Origin of the sequence: Pseudoalteromonas rubra (assembly GCF_005887095.1) — a bacterium.
Taxonomy (GTDB): Bacteria; Pseudomonadota; Gammaproteobacteria; order Enterobacterales; family Alteromonadaceae; genus Pseudoalteromonas; species Pseudoalteromonas rubra_E.
Genome location: NZ_PNCI01000052.1, coordinates 19,213 through 41,577, shown reverse-complemented (window position 1 = coordinate 41,577; position 22,365 = coordinate 19,213). Strand labels below are relative to the sequence as shown.

The 22,365-nt window shown below is 46.8% G+C and carries 16 protein-coding genes; 5 read left to right on the top strand and 11 right to left on the bottom strand.

Annotation, left to right across the window (positions count from 1 at the left end; all coding sequences use genetic code 11):
* Positions 1–63 precede the first annotated feature (63 nt).
* Complete coding sequence (locus tag CWB99_RS19590; RefSeq protein WP_138552695.1) at positions 64–1,005, top strand: class I SAM-dependent methyltransferase; 942 nt, start codon at positions 64–66, stop codon at positions 1,003–1,005.
* On the opposite strand, the gene CWB99_RS19585 is transcribed toward CWB99_RS19590, so the two are convergent.
* Positions 998–1,741, bottom strand: a complete 744-nt coding sequence (locus CWB99_RS19585) for a substrate-binding periplasmic protein (RefSeq protein WP_138552696.1) — start codon at positions 1,739–1,741, stop codon at positions 998–1,000. The genes CWB99_RS19590 and CWB99_RS19585 overlap by 8 nt on opposite strands.
* 171 nt (positions 1,742–1,912) lie before the next feature.
* Positions 1,913–2,674 (bottom strand): hypothetical protein, encoded by a 762-nt coding sequence (locus CWB99_RS19580; RefSeq protein ID WP_138552697.1) that lies wholly within the window; start codon positions 2,672–2,674, stop codon positions 1,913–1,915.
* 216 nt (positions 2,675–2,890) lie between these two features.
* On the opposite strand from CWB99_RS19580, the gene CWB99_RS19575 reads away from it, so the two are divergent.
* Positions 2,891–4,903 carry an ATP-binding protein gene (locus CWB99_RS19575; protein WP_138552698.1) on the top strand — a complete coding sequence of 671 codons (2,013 nt, stop codon included), beginning with the start codon at positions 2,891–2,893 and terminating at the stop codon, positions 4,901–4,903.
* Positions 4,904–5,205: 302 nt separating this feature from the next.
* The gene (locus tag CWB99_RS19570) at positions 5,206–7,428 is read left to right on the top strand and encodes a M14 family zinc carboxypeptidase (protein WP_138552699.1); all 2,223 of its coding nucleotides are present in this window, start codon (positions 5,206–5,208) and stop codon (positions 7,426–7,428) included.
* Between the two features lie 61 nt (positions 7,429–7,489).
* On the opposite strand, the gene CWB99_RS19565 is transcribed toward CWB99_RS19570, so the two are convergent.
* Positions 7,490–9,034: a M20/M25/M40 family metallo-hydrolase gene (locus tag CWB99_RS19565; protein ID WP_171045404.1), complete on the bottom strand. Its 1,545-nt coding sequence runs from the start codon at positions 9,032–9,034 to the stop codon at positions 7,490–7,492.
* Between the two features lie 223 nt (positions 9,035–9,257).
* Between CWB99_RS19565 and CWB99_RS19560 the strand changes: the two genes are divergently transcribed.
* Positions 9,258–9,893: a hypothetical protein gene (locus CWB99_RS19560; RefSeq protein WP_212748528.1), complete on the top strand. Its 636-nt coding sequence runs from the start codon at positions 9,258–9,260 to the stop codon at positions 9,891–9,893.
* A gap of 55 nt (positions 9,894–9,948) precedes the next feature.
* Here CWB99_RS19560 and CWB99_RS19555 read toward each other — a convergent pair whose 3' ends face one another.
* From CWB99_RS19555 to CWB99_RS19530, 6 genes are all read right to left on the bottom strand, one after another.
* Positions 9,949–10,317, bottom strand: a complete 369-nt coding sequence (locus CWB99_RS19555) for a gamma-glutamylcyclotransferase family protein (protein ID WP_138552701.1) — start codon at positions 10,315–10,317, stop codon at positions 9,949–9,951.
* Positions 10,318–10,376: 59 nt separating this feature from the next.
* Positions 10,377–12,530 (bottom strand): DUF6351 family protein, encoded by a 2,154-nt coding sequence (locus CWB99_RS19550; protein WP_138552702.1) that lies wholly within the window; start codon positions 12,528–12,530, stop codon positions 10,377–10,379.
* Positions 12,531–12,613: 83 nt separating this feature from the next.
* Entirely contained in the window at positions 12,614–13,804 is a 1,191-nt protein-coding gene (locus tag CWB99_RS19545) for a response regulator (protein ID WP_138552703.1), read from the bottom strand.
* A 33-nt stretch (positions 13,805–13,837) separates the two neighbouring features.
* Complete coding sequence (locus CWB99_RS19540; protein WP_138552704.1) at positions 13,838–14,212, bottom strand: response regulator; 375 nt, start codon at positions 14,210–14,212, stop codon at positions 13,838–13,840.
* The gene (locus tag CWB99_RS19535; protein WP_171045403.1) at positions 14,209–15,414 is read right to left on the bottom strand and encodes an EAL domain-containing response regulator; all 1,206 of its coding nucleotides are present in this window, start codon (positions 15,412–15,414) and stop codon (positions 14,209–14,211) included. The genes CWB99_RS19540 and CWB99_RS19535 overlap by 4 nt, the downstream gene beginning before the upstream one ends.
* A gap of 67 nt (positions 15,415–15,481) precedes the next feature.
* Complete coding sequence (locus CWB99_RS19530) at positions 15,482–20,197, bottom strand: ATP-binding protein (protein WP_138552706.1); 4,716 nt, start codon at positions 20,195–20,197, stop codon at positions 15,482–15,484.
* A gap of 75 nt (positions 20,198–20,272) precedes the next feature.
* Between CWB99_RS19530 and CWB99_RS19525 the strand changes: the two genes are divergently transcribed.
* The gene (locus tag CWB99_RS19525) at positions 20,273–20,767 is read left to right on the top strand and encodes a GAF domain-containing protein (RefSeq protein ID WP_138552707.1); all 495 of its coding nucleotides are present in this window, start codon (positions 20,273–20,275) and stop codon (positions 20,765–20,767) included.
* Positions 20,768–20,774: 7 nt separating this feature from the next.
* Here the strand turns inward: CWB99_RS19525 and CWB99_RS19520 are convergent, their stop codons facing one another.
* Together CWB99_RS19520 and CWB99_RS19515 are read right to left on the bottom strand one after the other, a co-directional pair.
* Complete coding sequence (locus tag CWB99_RS19520; RefSeq protein WP_138552708.1) at positions 20,775–21,557, bottom strand: substrate-binding periplasmic protein; 783 nt, start codon at positions 21,555–21,557, stop codon at positions 20,775–20,777.
* 18 nt (positions 21,558–21,575) lie between these two features.
* Positions 21,576–22,313, bottom strand: a complete 738-nt coding sequence (locus CWB99_RS19515) for a substrate-binding periplasmic protein (protein WP_138552709.1) — start codon at positions 22,311–22,313, stop codon at positions 21,576–21,578.
* Positions 22,314–22,365 lie beyond the last annotated feature (52 nt).

Genomic DNA, 22,365 nt, shown 5'->3' with positions numbered 1-22,365 from the left:
ATTTGCATCGGACTGAAAAACCTAAGTACAATAGAGGCCAATATTGAAAAGCGCCCAAATTAAATGACTGCTACGCCACTATCAACTCTATTAAACCACCTTTCTGAACTACCCAGATTACCCAGTGAAATTCAACGCCTGTTCCATGGCCGGGGTCGATGTTATCCGGGACTTGAACATCTTACCGTCGACTGGCTGCAGGGACAGCTTCAGGTTTCCTTGTTTAAAGAGCATGATCCCCAATGGGTGGAGGCGCTTAAAGCCGGCCTGTGTGATTTGATGAATAACCCCGAGTGGAGCGAGAAAACACAAGCGATATTGTTGCAACACCGTTATGCCAGCGGTTCACCTGTTGATATCATCTATGGTGAGTTGCAAGCACGGCCTGTTGTAAACGAGAGTGGCCTGAAATTTGGTCTTTCTTTGGGTGCTAAGCAAAATATGGGCTTGTTTCTGGATATGCGCCTGGGCCGCCAGTGGGTGCATAAGCATGCAGCCGGTAAACGTATACTCAATTTGTTTTCTTATACCTGTGGCTTTTCCGTTGCAGCCATCGCTGGGGGCGCTGAGCACGTTGTGAATCTCGACATGTCAAAAGCCGCGTTAAAGCAGGGTAAAGTAAATCATCAGCTCAATGACCACGACTTAAGCAAGGTGTCTTTTTTGGGCCATGAGCTGTTTAAGTCCTGGGGTAAAGTTAAAAAGCTAGGGCCCTACGACATGATAGTGATTGACCCTCCCAGCTTTCAGAAGGGAAGTTTTGCACTGACCAAGGATTATCAACGTATTCTGAGGCGTTTGGGAGAACTGTTGACTGAACAGGGCGTTGTACTTGCCTGTGTCAACTCTCCGGAAGTGAGTGCTCAGTTTCTGATAGATGAAATGGCAAGAGAAGCGCCGCAAATGCAATTTGAATCCCGGTTGCCAAACCCGCCTGAGTTTCCGGATATTGACGACGACAGCAGTCTAAAATGCTTGGTTTTCAATACCCACGGCGCTAGTTAAGTTGCCAGTGCGTCAGGATCTGTTGATATTTTCCCGAGTCTTTGAGCTTAGCGAGAGCTGACTTCAATAGCTCGGCTTGTGTTTGATCAAAATCCAGCCGGGTTGCCAGGTGTAGTTCTGAAGGAAAGGCTGGTACAGCTAATTTGCGTTCTACCTTCTCTACTGGCAATCCCAGTGCGCTGAGTTCCTTGCTGATGGTTTGTGCATTCGTTAACACCAAGTCGGTGCGGCCCTTAAACAGCATTTGCCAGAGTGTCTGATAATGAGAGACCAAGACTAACTCATGCTCTTCTGAATATCCCGCGGCGCGCAAGAATCTTTCACTGTAGTAGCCGCGAATGGTACTTACCCTATGCTGTCGGGCACTGTTTAGGTCGTGTAGTGAAAACCTTCTTTCTTTCAGACCGATCAAATAGGCCTGTGCGTGACACATAACACCCAAAAAGCGGTACTGCGTGGCGCGTTCCGGAGTTTTGAGCCAGGAGAGCATGAGCGTATTATTGTGTTCTCTCATTTCATGGAGCGCCCGTGCCATAGGCATGATTTCTATGCTGCCGTCTAATCCTGTTTCGCTCAGCAGCTGTTGCGCTATCTCTACCAGAGCCCCTGTAGGCTTGTCGTTGACATCGAGAAAGTGATAGGGAGGCAAGTCTTCTGCAACGAATCTGATGCTGGCAGTGTGACCACAAAATGGCACAAGGAGATACAAAAGGACGAACAAGAACGCAAAACGCATAGGCACACTGCAATCATCTTAAAACCAGCAGTTTGCCGTGTTTGCGAATAAAAATCCAGTTCAGCACCTCAGACCACTTAGATGAAATCTGAGCTAAGCCTACTTGGTTGTTACGGCTGATATACGTTCTGATGCTCGGTGTTCGAGCTCATGAATAACGTCAGTTGCGTATTAATTCCTTAAGCGGATCTCAAACTTATCAGAGTAGCGCTCCTGAACCGCTTTTGCTGAACTGCCACTGGCATAGTTGGGATCGACACTGCCTCTGCGAGTGCGGGCAAGATAAAAATCAGCACTGCATTCCTGGCGGGTATTGATCGAGGTATTTTTCAGTTCTTCTATGGCATCCAGGTCAATGGAGAGGCTACCGTCATCTGCAAGTTGGTCATTACTGACGTAAATAAAGACGGGGTCGCCATCATTTCTCTTACATTCAATAGATAACTTACTTTCAAGTTCGGTATCGTCTTCTGTACCCGGTGTCCATGAAAGCGTCACTGTGTCAGTGACCGAGAATGATTGATTTTTTTGCGGCGTGATAATATTAAACGGCTGCGGCAATTGCATGCTTGATGTCAGGGTTTGGTTTTCCGACGCTCTGGTAAAGTCGACCGTGAATTTTGTACCACCTGTCGTAACATCAAAAATAGCGCGATAATCTACGTCGAATAGCTCTTCATCTTCAACCATAACCTGACTTGTATTTGCGGCTTTTGCGACCAACTTGTCATTTGACGTGAGCCTAATATTGTTGCCATTTGGGCCATCAATGTTTAATTCAGCAATGACACGGGACGTTTCCCCTTGTGTTGTCACGTAGATTTTAGACCAGATGGCCTCCGTTTTTACATTTTCAGAGTCAGTGGTCTCGGTGGAGCATGCCAGCAATGCTGAGCAAGCCAACGCCAGCACGGAGAGTCTTACAGTATTCATTGTTGTCCCTTACAGGTTTGTGTCATTGATAGTCCCCATTCTAATCACGAATCAGCCCGGAAAAAACGGGGTTTTACATTTTAAAACAAACAACCCGGCTTTTAAAACAATCAATTTCTGGTAGGGCGGGTGGTTCTTGACGAGCTATTCCCAGTGCTTTGGTAAGTTTTGCTGCTATGCTTTGAATGTAAAACGGGTTTTGAGGGCTGAGGCTTTATGTATTTACGTCGTGCAATGTGGGTGTGGGTATTGGTATCCGGCATCGTGCTGGCAACGCCATATACTGAAGCAGAGTTTGAAAAATTGAGGGCACAAATCCGCACCACATCTGCTCAGTCACCGCTAAAGGCAATCAGTGTGACGGATGACATACTTACCGAGCATGGCGAGAAATTATCGATAAGACAGAAAATCCGACTTCTTTATGGCAAAGCCTGGTTTCAGATCCAGACGGATGATATTGAAGAGGCTATTGTGACTCTGTCAGTTTGCAAAAGGATGAGTAAAGAAATCTCAGATCCGACGATATTATTTAGTTACTACAGTCTTACAGCCGGTGCATTAACACGTATGAGTATGTACGAAAGAGCATTGGAGAATTATCTCGAAAGCTACCGATTGGCTGGCTTGATGGACACTGAGCTATATCTGCGCCAAACCGAAAACAACATAGGTAATGTCTATTTAAAACTCGGTCGATATGAGGATGCGAAGGTATATTTCGAACGGTTTTACGAGGATGCCAGGGAGAGAGAATTACCTCAGCAGATGGGGGTTGGGTTAAATAACCTTGGTGAGGCTTATTTTGGTCTCAAGGACTACCAAAAAGCCTTAGTATTCCATATGAACAGCCTGAGCTTAAGGGAGGAGAATGAGCTTACGTATCATAGCTCCTGGTCACACCACAATTTAGGCAGAACTTACCTGGCATTGGGCAATATTGAGTTGGCAGAGCAGCATTTGGTATCCGCAGTGGCGCTGCGTAAGCAGAGCAACGCTGTAGCGGACAGCATAGCTCCTCAGATAGAGTTGATCAGACTCAAGCTTCAGCAAGGCCATCGCGAGATCGAGCCTTTGATCCACGAAGTGATTTCATTAAGCAGCCAACACGAGCGGTTTCAGGAAAAAGTGGAAGCCTATCAATTATTGGTTGATTACTATAACCAGTTACAGGACTGGAAAAATGCCCTGAGCGCATCTGATTTATACATGCAAAGTAAATTCGACTTTTTACAACGTCAGGCCGAAACAGGCGTGGCATTTTATGCCGCTCAAATGAATCTGGCGATGAAAGAGCGGGATATTGCTAAGTTAACGCAAGAAAACACTCTCTACCAGCTTCATACTCAGGCAGCAAGAGACCAGCTTATCTTAGTGCTGATTTCGGCATGTATCATAGTCTGCCTGAGTTTGTATTTTATGCGCAGGATCAGAACAAAGAATCAGGCGTTAACAGAAACGTTGGGCAACCTTAAAGCCACGCAAAAGCAGCTTTTGGAGTCCGAGAAGATGTCAGCAATGACTACGCTGGTTTCTGGCATGGCCCACCAATTAAACACGCCACTTGGTTTGGTGGTTACCTCGGCGTCCTGTCTGGAAGATAAACTCAAAGACATCAGTACATTGCTCAATGATCAAAAGCTCAGTGCCAAACAGTTAAAGGGGTTTCTGGACGATGCGTCAGAGATGCTTTCGATGACAGCAAAAAACGCCAGCCGGGCAGCCGAACTCATCTCTCGGTTTAAAATGGTTGCAGCGTCTTTGGATACCGGTGATGCAGTAAATTTTGACGTACTTGATTATCTTAAGCAACGGGGAACTTTGATAGGGCAAAGTCTTGATCAGAGCATCACGCTGGATGTTTACGGATCGCCTTGTCAGGCTGTGTCTTATCCTGAAGCTTTGCTCAAAGTTATCTCTCAATTGGTAAATAATTCCTGTGCTCATGGGTTTATGGATCAGCCCTTCGGAAAGATCACGATCGAAGTAAAGGATGAGGGTGAAAACGTGATGGTGGTGTACGAAGACAATGGTGTGGGGATCAGTGAAGTTGACCAGCAACAAATGTTTGACCCTTTTTATACGAGTCAGCTTGGACAAGGAAAACTGGGTTTAGGCTTGAATATTGCCTATAACTCTGTTGCGCAAGTTTTAAAGGGCAACATACATTATGAGCACAAAGAACAAGGTGCGAGGTTCGTAATACGATTTCCTAAAACCCAGCAATAACGCCAATTATCGGCGACATTGAGTCTGCTTGACGTATAGCCTAAGCTAAAGCAGCCCTGCTCAAACTACCTGTCAGGCGCTTATTATTTTCTTTTAAATTAAGACTTATCCAGGGGAAGAGGCGAGCCAATGTTGCTCTGGTTGTCAAATGGAGTAGTAATAAAAGCGTAAATAATGACCTTTTTCATAGGTTGATGTGATTATGTTTAATTCACAGTCTCTATTTTTGAAACTGAATAACATCGAGAGACAGAATAGAGCTGAAGAACTGGAACAATTTTCAACAATGAGAAGGAAACACTATGAAAAAAAGCCTATCAGGTCTGCTCCTGTTGAGTACGGTCAGTACAATGACCGCCGCTCACAAGGGAGCTGAAGCCGATCATTCATCTGCATATTTGCCATCAAACCAATCACACTCTATTTATCAGCTGGCGTTTACCAGCGATGAGCAAAAAGCAGACTATCTTGCCCAATATCACGATGCCATGATTGAGGTTCGGGAGCGGTATTTGCTGCTGACGTTAAGTCAGACTGAATTTGATACGTTACGTAATGCGGGGGCGTTGATTTTTTCCCGTCCAGATAGGGCAACTCAGAGCCATGTTTCGCCCAACACACATACGCGTTCTGTCAGTATAGAGCAGGAATCCGGCATTCCTAACTTTCCTTGCTATCCCACGCTGGCAGAAACCCATCAAATGGCTCAGCAACTTGCAGACACTTCCCCCGATTTTGTTGAGCTAAAACAGATAGGTCCATCCTGGGAAAAAAGCCAGGGGCTGGGTGGGCATGACCTGACTGTGTTGATTTTAAAAAACAAAAAGAAAAATAAGTGGCGTAAACGCCCTGCTTTATATATGCAGGGCGCCCTGCATGCCAGGGAATATACTCCGGGTGCAACAACAATCAAGTTTGCTAAGTATTTGCTTGAGAACCGCGAAACGAATGCCGATGTGAATTGGATACTGAACCAGCGAGAGATCCATATTCTGTTAATAGCGAACCCGGACGGTCGGATTCAGGCTGAACAAGGAGTGTCTTGGCGAAAAAATACCAATTCTGCTTATTGCGCCATTGATGAGAGTATGCGTGGAGTCGATCTTAATCGTAATTTCGATTTTGCCTGGGCATCGCCTATTGGTGGGTCAACGGATGATCAATGTGCGGCGACTTTTCATGGCCCCAGTGCCGCTTCTGAGCCGGAAACACAAGCAATTCAGGCATATCTTCACTCCCTGTTCCGTGACAGACGGGGCGATCAGCTCACCGACCCCGCGCCTTTGAATACTCAGGGCGTGTTTCTCGATTTACATAGCTTCAGTCGTTATGTCATGTGGCCGTGGTCGAGTGAACTCACTCCAAGCCCAAATGACCCGCAACTGTCCATGATGGGGCACAGACTGGCAGCCTACAATAATTATCTGGCATTTCAGACCAAAGAGCGCTTTAAAACAGGCGGGTCTGCAGATGGTTATGCCTATGGCCAACTTGGTGTGGCGGCCTTTACTTTTGAGCTGGGTAACACCTTCTTTGAAAGTTGCACCAACTTTGAAGGAGAAATATTCCCGAATAATCTGGATGCACTGATATATGCAGCAAAAGTCGCGAATCGCCCTTACAAACTGCCGGGAGGGCCGCAAATTGTCGATCTCAGGTTACAAGGTGCAGGCCGTGAAGCCATACCTGCGGGGGCGCCTGTACAGATCAAGGCGATTATAGCGGATGACCATTTTGGTCCTTCTTTGGTCGGTGAGGCACCGCCAAGCCAAGCGATTAAAAAAGTGGAGCTGACTATTAAGAAGAAAGGCAGACACTTTAAGCGGCGAATTCTTTTGCCAGCTGCCGATGGCCTTTTCGACACTGCACGCGAGACCATTGATTACATGCTTGATACAAGCCGCTGGCGCAATGGGAAATATACCCTCACGCTACGTGCACAGGATAGCTCTGGTCAGTGGGGCACCAAATATGCCAAATTCCTTACCATCGACAATTCAGCGGATGCTGCCAATGCAGCGCCGGTGGCTGATTTCACCTCCCAGTGTGATTATGGTATTTGTGGTTTTAATGGCGCATTGAGTCAGGATGACAGGGAAGGACTGACGTATCGTTGGACGTTTGAAGGCGAGCGTTTTTTTGGTATCTATCACGGTCAGCAGGTTGAAATAGAGTATTTTTCTGCGGGGAACTACCTGTTAACTTTGCAGGTTGAAGATAGCCATGGTTATCGGGATATAAAAACAGCGCACCTGGAGCTCGATGGCCTACGTCCACCCGTGGCTCAGTTTAATTACCAGTGCAATGGATTAACATGTGATTTTGACTCGTCGGCTTCCTACGACCCGGATGGTGAGATCATTGCGCGCTATTGGCAATTTGGTAGTGACGTGCCGTTTGCACTGGGCACAGAAAAAATGACGCATACTTTCGAGCAAGCGGGGGAGTATACGATTGCATTTGTCGCTGTCGACAACCACTACGAATACCACGAAATCTATCGGACAATTTCAGTAGGTGAATAACCAAGCGGTGAGTAAAAAACGAATAGGGCGCACTTAGGTGCGCCCTATTCGGTTGTCCAGCTCAGAGTTTTTCATTGAGCACGGAAGTGATGATTGCGATACCCTCAATAAAATGCCCAACCCTCAGGTTTTCATTTGGACTATGCTGGTTATTGTCGCTGTTGACACTGGCGACAATGGCGGCAGGAATATCCAGAGTATCCACTATCGGGGCAATGGGGATTGAACCGCCACCGGAACGCAGCACTATGGGTGATTTGCCCAGTAGTTTAGTGACCCCTTTGATTGCCATTTGACCCGCTGCTGAGTCTGGCTCGCTGCGAAACGCACCATATATCTCGCGCGATGCCATAGTCACTATATAAGGATGTTGGGCACGCTCTGCATCAGTCGGTGCTCTGTCGATGACATAATAACCGAGCTTCTCAATATGCTGACGTACAAGCTGGATCAAACGACCGGCGTCAGACTCTTTAACCAGGCGAATATCCATTGCGGCCGTTGCGGTGGCCGGGACTATGGTTCTGGCCTGTTTACCTACCCAGGCACTGCTCAATCCCCTGATATTCAATGAGGGATATTGGATGGATTCTTGTAAACTGGCGCCAACGGCATCGGCTTGTGAAAAGCCCAGTTTTTTCATGATCTGCTGTTCATCATCCGGCACAGTGGCAAGCTGTGCTTTGAGATCATCTGACAGGGTGATCCCGTCGTAAAAACCAGGAATAAGTACTTTGCCTTGTTGAGACTTCATTGATCCCAATATCTGAGCGAGGTGTAACGCTGGATTGGGAGCGTAGTTGCCATAGTGACCACTGTGCTGAGGTTTACGGGGACCGTAGGTGGTGAGCTGGACCGTGGCAATGCCGCGCGCTCCCATAGTGATCGTTGGTTTATTTGTCTGATGCGGCGGACCGTCAAAAATGAGCAGTAAATCAGCACTGAGCTTGTCTTTGTAGGCTTTTATGGCTGCAGGTAAATTAGGGGAGCCTTGCTCCTCCTCAGTATCCATGATGATCTTCAGATTGTAATTGGGTGAAGCTTGCTGACCATCCAATATGTCGAGTGCCGTAATAAACTGAGCGATTGGGCCTTTCGAATCAGCTGCCGAACGTGCAAAGATACGCCAATTAGGGTCCAATTTTTCTGTTGAGTTGGGCCATGGACGCGTTTCCCATTGGCCATTAACAAGTTGTTTTAACTCTGCCGTATAAGGATCTGGCTGATCCCAGGCTGAATTGTCGACTGGCTGACCGTCCGCCTGCAAGTAAACCAGTACTGTTTTACTTGCACCGGGAACCAGGCGCTCGGCATAAACGATGGGACTGCCAGACATTTTAAGCTTTTGTACGTTAAACGCCCGGCGAGAAAACTCCTGAGTTAGCCAGGCAGACAGCTTTGCAATGTCATTTGGGTAATTGGCATCATTCGGCAGGCTGAGTAGTTCACGGTATCGAGCAATGGCTTCCGGGGTTTTGAGTTCAACTTGCTGTTGGATTTGTGGCACTGACAGAGACTTATTTGCCTGTGCAAGTGGTATTGTGAAGGCGGTACAACTGATGAGCAATGCAGAAGTTAACCGCGTAGTGACTAAGTGCTTTAACATTATTATCATTCCTTTTTTACACCAGTTGTAGCGAACCTCATTGTGTTAGCAAAGCATTTAGAGACCATATGTACTAATTGTGCGATAAATCACCGATCTTGTTAAATTCAGGTAGCTTTTTGCAAGCCAAAAAGCGAAAAGCAGAGAGCGTACTTGAAACAAAAAGTTAACCATATTGACGCTTGTTTGTTGTTTTGTTCGTCTGGAAAACTTAAGACCAACAGTGACATACAATTACTATACAGGTGCGCTGGAAGACATTGATGTATATTACAACCGAGATGTTGATGTGAGTTGCTCTGGTGGCGTGTTTTCAATTCCGGGGATCAGCCATTTTGTAAACTACTTTGCGTCTGACGCTGCCACTGGTGTGGTAGATGATCTGATTAAGGCAAACCTGCAACAATTTGCACCATTGGAACAGCCTGGCGCATTGTTTGGTATGCAAGAGATATTGTCAGATAGTCGGGTACGTGGCAATGTCGACGCTGCAGAGCGCTATCTGGACATAGACATCGATAACATCATTGGCAATCTGGTAACAGGCATGAATTTAACCGTCAGCCTCAACCGGGATGCACATGGTTATGGCAAGCATCAGGCGCATATCGGAGTGTATCAGACAGCGCCAACCATCACCGCCGCATGGGGTGGTCAGTTTAATGCCAGTGCGCCAGGTGCTAACCGTATCAGTAAATATACGTTAAGCGGGACCTGGCGTACCAGCAGCTGGACACCTGGGTTGCTATATAACAACCAGTTTATAGGCGCTATCGCTTATAACCGTGTTTACGGTATTCCGAGCTATCTTGGCCAAAAGCAGGTCACCATTGGTAACTGTGGCAAAGCGTGTGAATAATACCTGCTGATACTCAGCATTTTTCTTAAAGTAGAATAACAGTCTTTTCAAGCTGTTATTCTATGGTAACCGCATCAAGAATGTGAGCCTTTTCACTGGCTGCATAGATCCAACAGGATTCACCTGACTTCAATACAGCCTTTTGCCTGACGTAGTCATCCACCTCATAGCTGTCGGCGCGCAGTAATTCTTGTTCGGAAATGGCAAAAACAGTTCCCTCTACTTGATCCGCCTCATCGGCAGTATAGATAAGAATCGGGTGATGTTCTTTACCACTACTTTTCAATACGTCAGGGTCAGTAATCTTAACCAGGCCAACACGATATCCGACTAACGCATCAGCCTGTCCGTTGAGTAGGCGACCAAACGTGTCGAGTTGTACTTGCGTTTGTTGTAATGTGCCGTACGAGAACAAAGCTTCCATAAGAACTCCTTTTGTTTTCGGCCTACTCTAAATGACTCCTAACTATTCGTAAAGCGGCTTTACAGGTCAGCCGGACGCCCAACATCCTTGCCCTGGTAATTACATACCCCTTCAGGAAAGGTCTGTGCCAGTAATGCCTGATAGGGGCGTGCATCAAACGGTAAGTACCAGCCTTGTTGGATGGCGGTTTCAACACTGACCAGTGGACACTTAAACATATCTCCGCCCCAGTCTCCTCCGGCCTGAATTCGACTGGTACTAAACATAGGAAAACGACTCTGACATTTACCCTGTGATTTATTATTCCACTGCCCGTCAAAGACATCTGACCCTGTTGCATAGATACTGCCATCGTTATTGAAGCACGTGTCTTGTAAAGCAGCTGGTCTTGCCGACGCAGCGTCAAGCTGTGGGTTGTGTTTCATTTTGAGTAACCACGTATCCATGGCTGCAAAAGCGGCTGTTGTTGGGTTGTGATCCTTATGCGCAACCCAGATAACATGGTTTTGACTGTGGCCATTTTGTTGAGCAATGCGTACCCGGCTGTAAAATGACGCAGACATATGATGCATGTCTAGCTCATTTTCCAGATAGTGCCGAGCGTCTATAATCGGCAAATTAACCTTGCCGATAAACACTTGCCCTGAGCGGTAGGCTTGCTCCATGGCCTCCAATGAACCTTCATGGCGACGTGCAGGCCCTGCAGAAGCATTTGTTATGTTATGGTTTCCCCAGAGCGTTAGCCAGATAGGGATACGGGTGCCCAGTGGCAGCGCTATGTCTTCCTGATGCATATCTGCTTGGCGCTTCCAGCCGCCAATGTGATGATTGATGTGAATGAATTCATCAAAACTAATATGACCTTCACGCAGAGCGTTCAGACCATACTGGACACCAACATTATCCCAGGTACTTTTGCCAAAGCCTTGCTCATCTGTGCCAAAAATATGCACCAGATCCTGCCAGTAGCTCCAGCGAGTTTGTGCAACCACTTCATCGGAAAAAAACGGTCTTAAAAATCCCTGCCTTGGGTTATTAATGAATGCTGACAGGCCAAAATAGCCATTAATGCACTCACTGTTTCCATCTGGGAATGATGGAACAAACCCTGCCATGAGCTGGTTCAGAGGCTGTAAAAAGCCGGCTTTTTGCGGGAAATCATTGATTGCATTGAGCCCTTCAATCTGTCGCCTGCGCTCCCAATCTCGCCAGGCCTTAGGGTCTTGTGCTCGGAAAGTGAAGTAATTATTGAGCAGATCACAGTCAAGCGCATAAGTGGTCTGTGTGATCATGTCGGGATAGCTGTACAGCGGGATAAGCCCGTCCAGTATCCCTCTACTATTTTGTCCAATCAGGTACTGTGCCAGTCCCCCTCCTGAGCCGCCGATGCCTACGGTGTAAAGAGGCTCACCATATAGGCTAATAAACTGCTGCTTGACACGTCTTGCAGTGTCTTCTGCAAGCAACATATTGTAGGTATAACTGGTTTTATTGCCACTTGAACTTATTACTGCATACCCGTCCAGCAGTTGCTGAGCCTGACGAGTCATTACCCGGGAGGCCTTTTGTCGGCCCTGTCGGTACCCAATTCCAGAGCCCCCGTTAAACTGATAAATGAGCTTTTGATTCCATTTAGAATGGCTACTACGCTCTCCAACTTCTTCATTGGAAATTGGCATGACAAGGGTGTAAATAAACCGGTTAATGGTTCCCTGTTCCACTCTGAACAAGGGCGATGAATCATGAGAGCGGGCGCTGTTTTCATCGAGTCTGGTGGCTGCATACTTACCGTCTTGCTTTGTCAAAGTGAAGTAGAATAACCGTGTGGGTAGTGAGCAGTCTTTACTGTAGCCGATGATCTGCACCCCCTGAAACACGGGTACACCCAGGCCCTGTTGATTGTCTACAAGTGGTTGTCCAAGCTCAGACTCCTGAGTCATACAAAAGAAGGGGTATTGATTCGGCCCTGAATAAAGGTTTGTTGTTGGGCCTGTGTTGTCTAACTCAATAGGAAAGTTAAATGGATCCTGTGGTCTGGGAACCTCTGAAATGTGGGGAGTAAAGCGCAACAGTTGATTAGGTTGTGGTGTAGCAATCGCGCCTATCTGTCGGGCACTGACCTCATCATGGTGAGGGTAGAAGTGTAAGATCACACCGGTGATTGCTATCAGTACTAAGCTGATCAGAAACATGAACCCCACATTTTTGCTCATAACGACCTCTTCAGATTCAATCTGCACGTATCATAATAAGTGTAGGGCGAAAGAGCCAAAGGGATTGTTGTTTATTTGTTATTTCAGTGCACAGGATTGTGACTGTTATGCACTTTGTCGATGGCTTTGAGGATGGTGACCTTAGTTGAGGGCTTAGTGATATAGCCGGTCAGGCCTAGTGTTGCCCACTTACGGATCAGGTCCTTGTTGCGGTTGGTCGAAAGAGCAATAATAGGGAGCTTTTTGCAGTGCTTAAAGGTACGAATGTTTTTAGTGGTATTGTACCCATCCAGCTCAGGCATAAATAAGTCCATAAAAACCATATCAAATTTATGCTTTTTCAGTAGCTTAATAGCCTCCAGGCCGGTTGTGGCGTATTCAGTGGTATGGTGTTCTTCGTGGAGGATCTTGAGTAGCATCTCGCGATATATTTCGTTGTCTTCTACGACCAAAATATGCATTTTTGGCGGCGCGTTAGACGCAGAAGAAGTTGTCACGGCAGAGTTCGGGGCAGGGTGTGCCTGAGCGGCCGCAACGCTACGTGGCACACCTTTGTCATTCAGCACAGCTAACAACTCAGCCATTGAGACCTGCTTGCTTTTGAGTTGCGACTTTAGCAGCTCGACACTCTCAACAAGCTGATGCTCAAGTTGCTCAATTAATGGGCTTATATGCTGTTGGTTGAGTTTTTCTAACAGCTCTTTTTGTACCTTGTTATGACATGGCTGCTGTGCAATCTTATCTCTATTTTGTGCAAAGTTTTCCTCTGTTCTGGTTCGGTATTGCGCCACATCGTCAATAAGCGTGCGCAGATTATTGTCTATTTTACCAAAATGGACCTCTTGTAACTCCGAGCTTTTCTTATTGCCTGACACTTCATTGAGCGCGTTGTGCAAAATCATTCTGAAGCGATAGTTTTCATACATGGGTTTGTGAACAAAATAGTCGCTGAAAATGTCTTTCATACAGCATTTAAATGCAATGCCTGACTCTTTATTTTCACACAGCAGGATATTTTTATGGGGGTAGTTGAGTAACCCTTGTTTAGCCAGCTCCGTGTATGTTTCTATGCTGCTTGCGACATTGTCTTTGGCCATAATGATGATGGCCGGACTGCTGTCAATAATCAGCTCTGTCATTTCTTCCCAGTGAAACACTGTGCGGTACGCTTCAGTATGAGCAGCAACAATTTCTATGACACCCGTGAGTTCATCTGTTTTGTCACAAACTATAATGACCTTGGGCTGAGTCTGATGAGGATTAGTGCCCACCATAGTTATTGGTTCCCTAAGCGCATGTATGACACCTCACTCTTGTTTAGATGATGCGCCAAGCAGCACCTGGAGCTGATGCAAGGATATAGGTTTAACAAAGTATGTTTCTATGCCTACGGTGGCGTATCGGCTGGCACAGATCTCATCCCCTGACATACCTATCAATTGGCAGGGCTGTTCATGCTGCGACTGCTGCTCTCGCAGTATATTTGCCAGTTGCAGCCCGCACTCACCATCTTCAAGATGCGCATCAATAAAGGCCCAGTCAAACCAACCTGTCTCCAGGTGTGCCAGTAATTCTTCCTTATCTCGAGCCTGTGATACCTTCACACCCAGAGTCGCTAATTGATTACTAAGCAGATTTAAAAACAAGGCATTATCGTCAATCAAGATCGCGCTTTGACTCATGTTCCCCACTCCAAAAGAGGCTTATCGAGATTGTGCTCCAGCCAATTCAATAATGCATTGGCTGCTAAAGGCTTGGCAAATAAAAAGCCCTGCGCGACATCAATACCGCATTGGCGTAAATAGTTTAGTTCACCAACCTGTTCTACGCCTTCCGCTACGGTTTTCAACGACAGTTTTTTTGCAAGGTCGGAGGTTGCAGAAACAATTGCTTGCTTTTTACTGTCCGTATCACAATTTTGTACAAAGCTCCGATCAATTTTAAGTTCACTAAAAGGCACCTGATTTAATTGTGTAAAGCTTGAAAAACCAGTGCCGAAATCGTCAATAGACAACGGAAACCCTTTAAGCCTGAATCGGAGTAACACTTCCAGTGTGCGAGGCAAATTGTCGAGTAGCTGGCTTTCTGTGATTTCTAAAATAATTTGCTTGCGGGGCACTGAGTATTGTTCGCACAAGTTGGCGAGTTTGTTTGGTAGGTCAATGTCATACAGTGCTCCGGCACTGAGGTTAAGGCTAAAACTCAGGGATTTCACCTGCTCATAATGCTCGCGATATAGTGTCAGGGTTTGGGCAAGCAGCTGAAGTGAGAGTTCAGCCGAAAACCCTGCGCGCTCCAGCTGGGGGATGAAGTCACCAGGCGGGACCAGACCATCAAACGGGTGGTACCAACGAGCGAGAATTTCCATACCAATAACATTGAGCGACTCTAACGACACTTTGGGCTGGTAGTGTGCTTTAAATTGCTGCCGGTCCAGGCCTATTCTGATATCACTGGCGTTATAGCTTTTTTCTGGCTGAGCTGGAGAGTGTCTATGATGTTGATCCAGGCACTCAAGCAGGGTGGTCAATCGCGCGAGAGAAACGGGTTTGTCGATACTGGAGATGATGTTCAGATTATGCATGGTACCCAGGTTGCTGGCGGTTTCTAACACGTCTTTATCTTCACCGCTAAGTAACACAATTGGGGTTATTAATTTGGCATCGGCAAAAATACGCAGTAACTCTATGCCATCAATTTCGGGCATATTCAGGTCTAAAAAAATCAAAGACGCAGAGTCACAAAGCCCTGAATCCAGTGCGCTACGCCCTGCGGTAAAGCCATGGTAGTCGACATCCTGGGCGACTTGTTTAAGTAACAACTCCAGTTGAGTAATAATTAACTGGTTGTCATCGATTGCGATTACTCTTATCAGATTATTCATCTCGCCTTTAATGACCTTCAGGTTTGAGCATGTTGGGCACTGATTACGACCTGCCTGACTTAACTTTTTATCCAAGTATAGTTTCAATTTCCACACATGCGGCATTAAACTTTTGGTGACAGATCTTTTGCAAGACCTCGACCTGCTCTACATCTTCAGCTTTCGCAGCCTGTTCTAGCGCATAAAATTCATCGGCAAGTGATTGAGCACCAATTGCTTTTGCTGACGATTTTAATTGGTGAGCCGTGTTCTTTATGGTGCCAAGCGTCACATCCGTGGCATTCAACCCCTCGACCAGAGGACGGGAATCTGCCAAAAAGCCTTGTAAAAACTGCTTTTGAATGCCTCTGTCAGTACCCACATAATTTTCCAGTACACTTAAGTCCACCATACGTGTTTCGCTCTCGTCTGGTTCATTATCAGGCGTCTGATCGTTTGGCAGAGTAGGGTGCGGCGCTTCAGTCACTGCGTGTGATTCTATATCGGTGTGTCCATTTATGCCCAGTGGCTGCGCAGATTTTGGCTGAGGCAGCCACTGTTCTATTTTGCTGCGCAAAGCATGCAAGACAATGGGTTTGCAAATATAATCATCCATGCCGGCATTAATGCACTTTTCACGCTCGCCACTGAGTGCATTCGCAGTCGCAGCGATGATGGGCAGGCTGGGTACCTTTCCTTGCTCTTCGAGTTCACGAAAAGTTTTTGCAAATGTATAGCCATCCATCACAGGCATATGACAGTCGCTGATGATCAACGAGAACTGGTACTTTTGCATAAGCTCCAGGGCAATGGCGCCATGCTCGGCAATAATACACTGCAGCCCCAGCAGAGCGAGCTGGCGTTTAAACAAGTCCTGATTGTAGACATTGTCCTCGATCACTAAGATAAGGGCATTTTTTTGTTGTGCTTGTTCTATTGTTGGCAGTTGCTCATCACCTGGGAGTGAGCTCATGTCTGGCTCTGGACTAAGCTGGCCTTCCAGTGTGGCAATTTTTTCTATGACCCTGAAGGCGTAGTATGGGTTGTTTTCCAGTGCATAAATATTGGTGCCTTCTGCGGTGGGCATATTAAAACCGGCGTGTTCCAGTACCAGGCATTTTAATTCACCGTTCGTTGAAATAATATCCTGGCCATTGGTCACCAGGTGCTGATATTTTTCGCTGGTGATGATCAGGTAGTCAACACTCAGGCGGGCAAGCAAGTAGGCATTGAGGTCGTCACCACTGATTACCTGACATTGCATGCCATGTGCGTTGAGGTTGTGTGCCAGGTCTTGTTCAAATTTATCATCGTCAGAGACGATATAGGCGGTTAAACCCACAAAGCTAATCGCTATTTCCTGATCGCCTGTCGCGCTGGGAGAGAAAGGCAGCGTAACGATAAAGTTACTGCCGACATCTTCCAGGCTATGGCACACAATAGTGCCCTGCATAAGCTCACAAAGCCGCATGGTTATGGACAAGCCTAACCCGGTGCCACCATATTTTCTCTGTATACTGTCATCAGCCTGAACGAAGGGCTTAAACAGGCCCTTGGTTTGTTCCTCATTCATGCCTTTGCCATTGTCCTTGACACTGATTTCGAGGTGCCCAGGCTCAGAGGCCGGCAACACAAAGACCTCAACATGACCAATTTTACTGGCGGATGTTTTTGTAAATTTAACCGCATTGCCCACCAGGTTAAGTAAGATCTGCCGGATCCTAATAGGGTCGCTCAGGTGCCAATAACCCAAAGAGGGGTCAAAGTAAAAGTTCAGAATGATGCGTTTTTCGTGGCACTGATGGCTCATGAGTTCGCACAGCTCTTTGGTCAGGTTTTGCCAGCTGAAGGGGGTGTGCTCAATGACCATTTTACCCGCTTCAATTTTTGAAAAATCGAGTATGTCGTTGATGATTCGCAGCAACATCATGGCTGAATTTTTAGCGACTGAGGTCAGGTGACGCTGTTCATCGCTCAGTCGTGACTGGGATAAGATATCCAGCATGCCGACCACACCGTTCATGGGGGTTCTGATCTCATGGCTCATTGTGGCCAGGAAACGAGATTTGGCTTTGTTGGCGGCTTCGGCGGTTTCTTTGGCATTGGCCAAAGTGGTGGCGTCGTTTTTGCGTTGGGTAATATCGTGCTGATAGAGCAACATGTATTTTTTGTTGTTGCACATGAGGTTAGTTAAAATTAACTCAAACCACATTTTAGTGCCATCCAGCTGATAGCATATCTCCATGTCTCTATAATACAGGTCTCGTGTCTTGGCTGCTGCCAGTGCTTCCAGCAGAGGTTTTTTATCTGACAGCGGCAGCAAAGAAATCACGTCAACCAGATTGTCGTTCACACGCATCAGAGTGTTGATAAACAGCCCGCTTTCTTCTAAGTTCAGGCGCTTGCTTTTGTACCAAAAGCGGTTGATCAGACGGATATTCGCTTCTCCGTCCAGCAGTAAAATAAAGGCGGGGATACTATCCAGCGTGGCTTCCAGCAGGCTCTCAGTTTCTTTGTTTCGATGTAACAACTGCTGGACTTCATGACGCTGGGTTTCGGCTTCTTTCATCCTGTCCAGGGCTTCCTGGCGTGCCGCTTTAAGCGATGCCTGATACTTATGTTGTCTTTGCTGCTGCGCCACCTGCTCTGAAATATCTCTCACGACTCCGACCACACATAGTGGGCGTGTTTTATCACTTTGATGTGAGGTCATAATCACCTCAAGTTGTATCTCTGAGTCTTGCTCATTACGCAGGTTCAAAGTGAGGCGGTACTGTGAGTCCGGAGACTGATTTCGCAGGTGTTTTAACAGGGCTTGACGACTTGTACGTGTGAGTTTTCGCAACACATCTGTATATGGAGCATATTTTCCACTGCTCTGAATATTGAGGATGGTTTTGAGCGTCTTCGAAAGCAATACCTGGCGGCTACCTTCTTGCCACTCCCAGCTCCCCATGCCAATTATCTGCTCGGAATTGGATAACAACAGGCGTTCTTTATCGAGCTGGCCTTCGGAATTTTGCAGCTGTTCAATAATGCGGTTTTGCGCTCTGTGTGCCAGCACCAATGCAGTGAGGCTCAGCGTGAGCAGCAGCACCAGCTGTACCGAAAACTCTTGCTGTAGGGTACTGATATAACGTTCAATCTGTTGGGGATCTTGCGTGGCCCTAACGGTAAAACCAAGCGCGAAATTACGATGGGCCAGCTCTAAGCCATTTTTGTTTGTCGCGGTGTCTTGACCTGAGGTATGGTCATTACGCCCAATCACAATGTCATTGAACAGCAAATGTGTGGTGATCCCCTGATAGGCAACCGGCATTTTGAGGATTTTAGCGAGTGTCTCATCGACGGGTTGAACAAGTACCAGCAGGATGTCGGATAACCCTGTTGCGCTTGTCTGTGGTGCGGTTGAAACACTATATAGCTTGTTATTGCTGTCTGTGAGTAATGCAAGAGAGAGAGACTTTTCACCTTGTCTGCTAATACTATTCGTAATGGTTTGCCTCAACTTTGGCACGGACAAAGTTGCAGGAAACAGGCCGACCAGATCCTTGTCTTTGAGGGTGAACTTTCCGATGTATTCGGTTCCCGTCGCATTCGAAAAAACGGGCTGTTTAGTAATGCTCAGCGTTTGCAGGCGTTCGGTCAGCGGGGTTAGCCATAAATTATCGATGGCTATCACTGAATAGGCCAGGTTATTACTGAGTTCATTAGCCGAGCGAGTATAAAGGTTGTTACTGAGTTCCCCCTGGCTGATATCATGCTCCGACATGATAAAAGAGACTATCAAACCTAACAGTAGCAGCAACTGGGAAAGCTTAACCGGAGTTTGATATCGTTTTGGATTGGCTGTATGCCCGAGCGCTCGCCATAGCAGGATGCTGGACACGATCAGAGCAACAAAGCTTAGCAGGCTCAGCAGAACAGCATCCGAAGTTTCTGCATTGTGTAATGCCAGCTCAGTATTGAGTCGACTCTGGTTTTCAGTCAATTGTGTGTTGACGATAGTGATGAGTTGTTCAAGAAACTGGGTTTTCTGTTGCCACCACTGCTGTGCATTAAAGTTACTCTGGCCTGTGTGCTCTATTTGCTCCACAAGGCGGACGAGCGCCACGTTACTTGGCTGCGTTAGCAGGGTATTCACTTGTTGCGAAATATGATTATTAAAGGGGGTATTTTTTAGCAGGGCAAGATGTGTGTTGTGCAAAGTAGACAGCTCAAAAATAGCCGTTGCCCGGCTGTCGATGGTGTTGTTGAGGAGCGCATAGGTATGTGCCCTGAGTTTACCCGCCTGTTCAATGGCAAGCGCTAAACTATATAAGTGGTTGTTGGGCGCATCGGCAGCAATTTTCAGTTCAATGGCCAGGAATAAATCCAGTAGCGCGTTAATTTTAGCCGTATACAGGGTCATAGCCTGCTCTCGGGTGAGCAAGCGTTGGTCAAACAGCGCTCTGAGATTCATCAACTCTGCGGTACTTGGAAGGGACGAGATGAGGTTTTGGTTTTGTGCGTTCTGAGATGCAATGCTGGTCAGTGCGGTGTTACTGGCATTACGATACTGATTGAGCTGGTTCAGGGTTTCTCCGTTGGCACGTTCCGACAGTCCAAAGGTATAGCCACGCTCTTTTTGCAGCGCAAAGATAGCATCACTGATTTGTTGAATATGACTGACGTTTTGCAAACTTTCCTGTGCTGTCACCACCTGATGATGTGCTAAAAAATAGGTGCGAGCAAACCTATCTAGCAGTATTAAACTGGCAAGGACGACTGTTAACCATATGGCAATTCTGACTTGCACTCGCACGTGCGCTTTCCTTATTCTAGACGTTTAGGCATTTTTAACTATAGTGTATAAACCATCTGTTAATTGGTGATTTGGATGAAAAGTCCGCCGCTACCGGATAATGAAGCATTGCGATTGCAAACTTTACACGACTTGCAAGCGCTGGATACCCTCCCTGACGCCGAGTTAGACAGGCTCACTGAATTTGCAGCCCATGTTTTCAATGTTCCTATTGCACTTATTAGTCTGGTAGACAGTGACAGGCAATGGTTTAAGTCCAGAGTAGGACTTGATGCAGAACAAACTCCCCGGGACATTTCCTTTTGTGGCCACGCAATTTGCCAGGAAGACGTGTTTGTTATTGATAATGCGGCAAAAGATGAGCGCTTCTATGACAACCCACTGGTATCCGAAGGGCTTAGTATTCGTTTTTACGCCGGTTGTCCTTTACGTCATCCCAACGGTTGTAATTTGGGGACTTTATGCCTGATTGACAGTGAACCCAGAGAGTTTAACGAGCACGATGCTTCAATTTTAAAGCAAGTTGCAGACGATGTGGTTGAGCGGTTAATAAAACTGGCCAGACCGTAGCGCATTGCTAGTATTTATATTGGTTTTTAATGGTAGTGCGGACATCTTCTGGTAATGCTGATAATGCGGCTTCCAGTTGTTGTGCCAGGGGCGCATTACTGTGTCGGTAGCCGATAAACTGGGGCTCTCTGTGAAAGTCCTGAGCCAGTATATTCACGGGCAGATTGAACTTTTCTATCATATGCTGCGCCCACTGTTTATCTACTAGCATAGCATCGACTCGCTTGGTGGTCAGGATATCAAAAAAAGTTTTCGCGTGTTCGTCGTTTTCTTCATAGTAAGAGCGCCTGACCAGTCGCGCGTCAAGGGCTTCGAGCTTTCGATAAACCGCTTTAGGGTAAGGGTATTCGGTTGCCAGCACAATTCTTGGTGTACTAATGGTTTTGAACTCATCCAGGGTTTTAAACCTGGCAGCAGAGACCGCGAGGCTGAGCTGCCAAAACGTCGCGGCGTCAGAAAAAATGGCCAACCCATCTGTTTTGTCGACATGCAAAGAAAAGTCTGTACTGCCAAACTTAACGTTAGCAACGCAACGTTTAAAGGGCAGCTCGCTAAACTCTACTGCGCGATTCAGGGCCTGAGCTGCGGCTTTGATCAGGTCGACCTCCTGACCTCTTGCAATACCATCCTGATCAATAAAACTAAAGGGACGCCAGCGTTCAAAACAGACGGATATTGGGGCTGAAACAACATCGGATTGCGTATTTTCAGCCTGCGCCAGCTCAGTCCCAGACAAGGAAAATAAAGTAATGATTAGAACCAGGACTGCCCGTAAATCAAGACGTGCCATTGCACCCTCTGTGAAGCATTAATAGGATTGCGGTAAAAACAAGGCAGGTTCGTTTCTTCGCAAGCGCCGCAGCGCCTGATTCATACTCTGAACCCATTGGGTTTCTACCTGCTTATTACAGGCAAAGCCCAAATATGAACGGGAAAGCGGCAATATCACGCGGTAGTGTGCCGGGTCTATGCCCGCCCGTTTAAACTGAAAGCGTGCGATAATATCGCCGTAAGCAATTAAGTCAATACGTTTTAGTTTCAGCATTTGTACCAGCTCGAATCCAGACGCCAGAAAGACCAGATTATCCTGCCCTATGTTCGACTTTCGTAGCAGCTGGTGGCCAATGTCGTTCTTCACAACTCCGATTTTGTAGTTCTTTAGGTCGTTCAGGTCCTGGACCTGATACGCATTTTCCTTATGGCCAATAATGGCTACTTGATTGTCAATTGAGGGGCCGATAAATTGAAATAGCTCCGCACGATCGCGTGTATATGTAATTGAAAAAATGCAGGTGTTAGGCGAGGTCATGGCCATGCGATAGGCTCTGGGCCAGGGCACCAGCATGATGTCTCGTTTATCCAGTGTCCAGCCCAGCTCCCGATAAATGCTATTCAGAATACGGATGGATAAGCCTTCCACCTCGCCATTGATATGGTAGTTAAAAGGCGGGTAGTCTTCGGTTACCCACTCCAGGTTGGGCGTATCATAAGTCGCACTAAAGGCGACTAGTGGATATAAGGCGGCTAAACGTAGTAACTGGCGCATTGCAATCTACCTTATGATCTGGCCGATGCAGGGATCGGCAAAGAGCTACAAA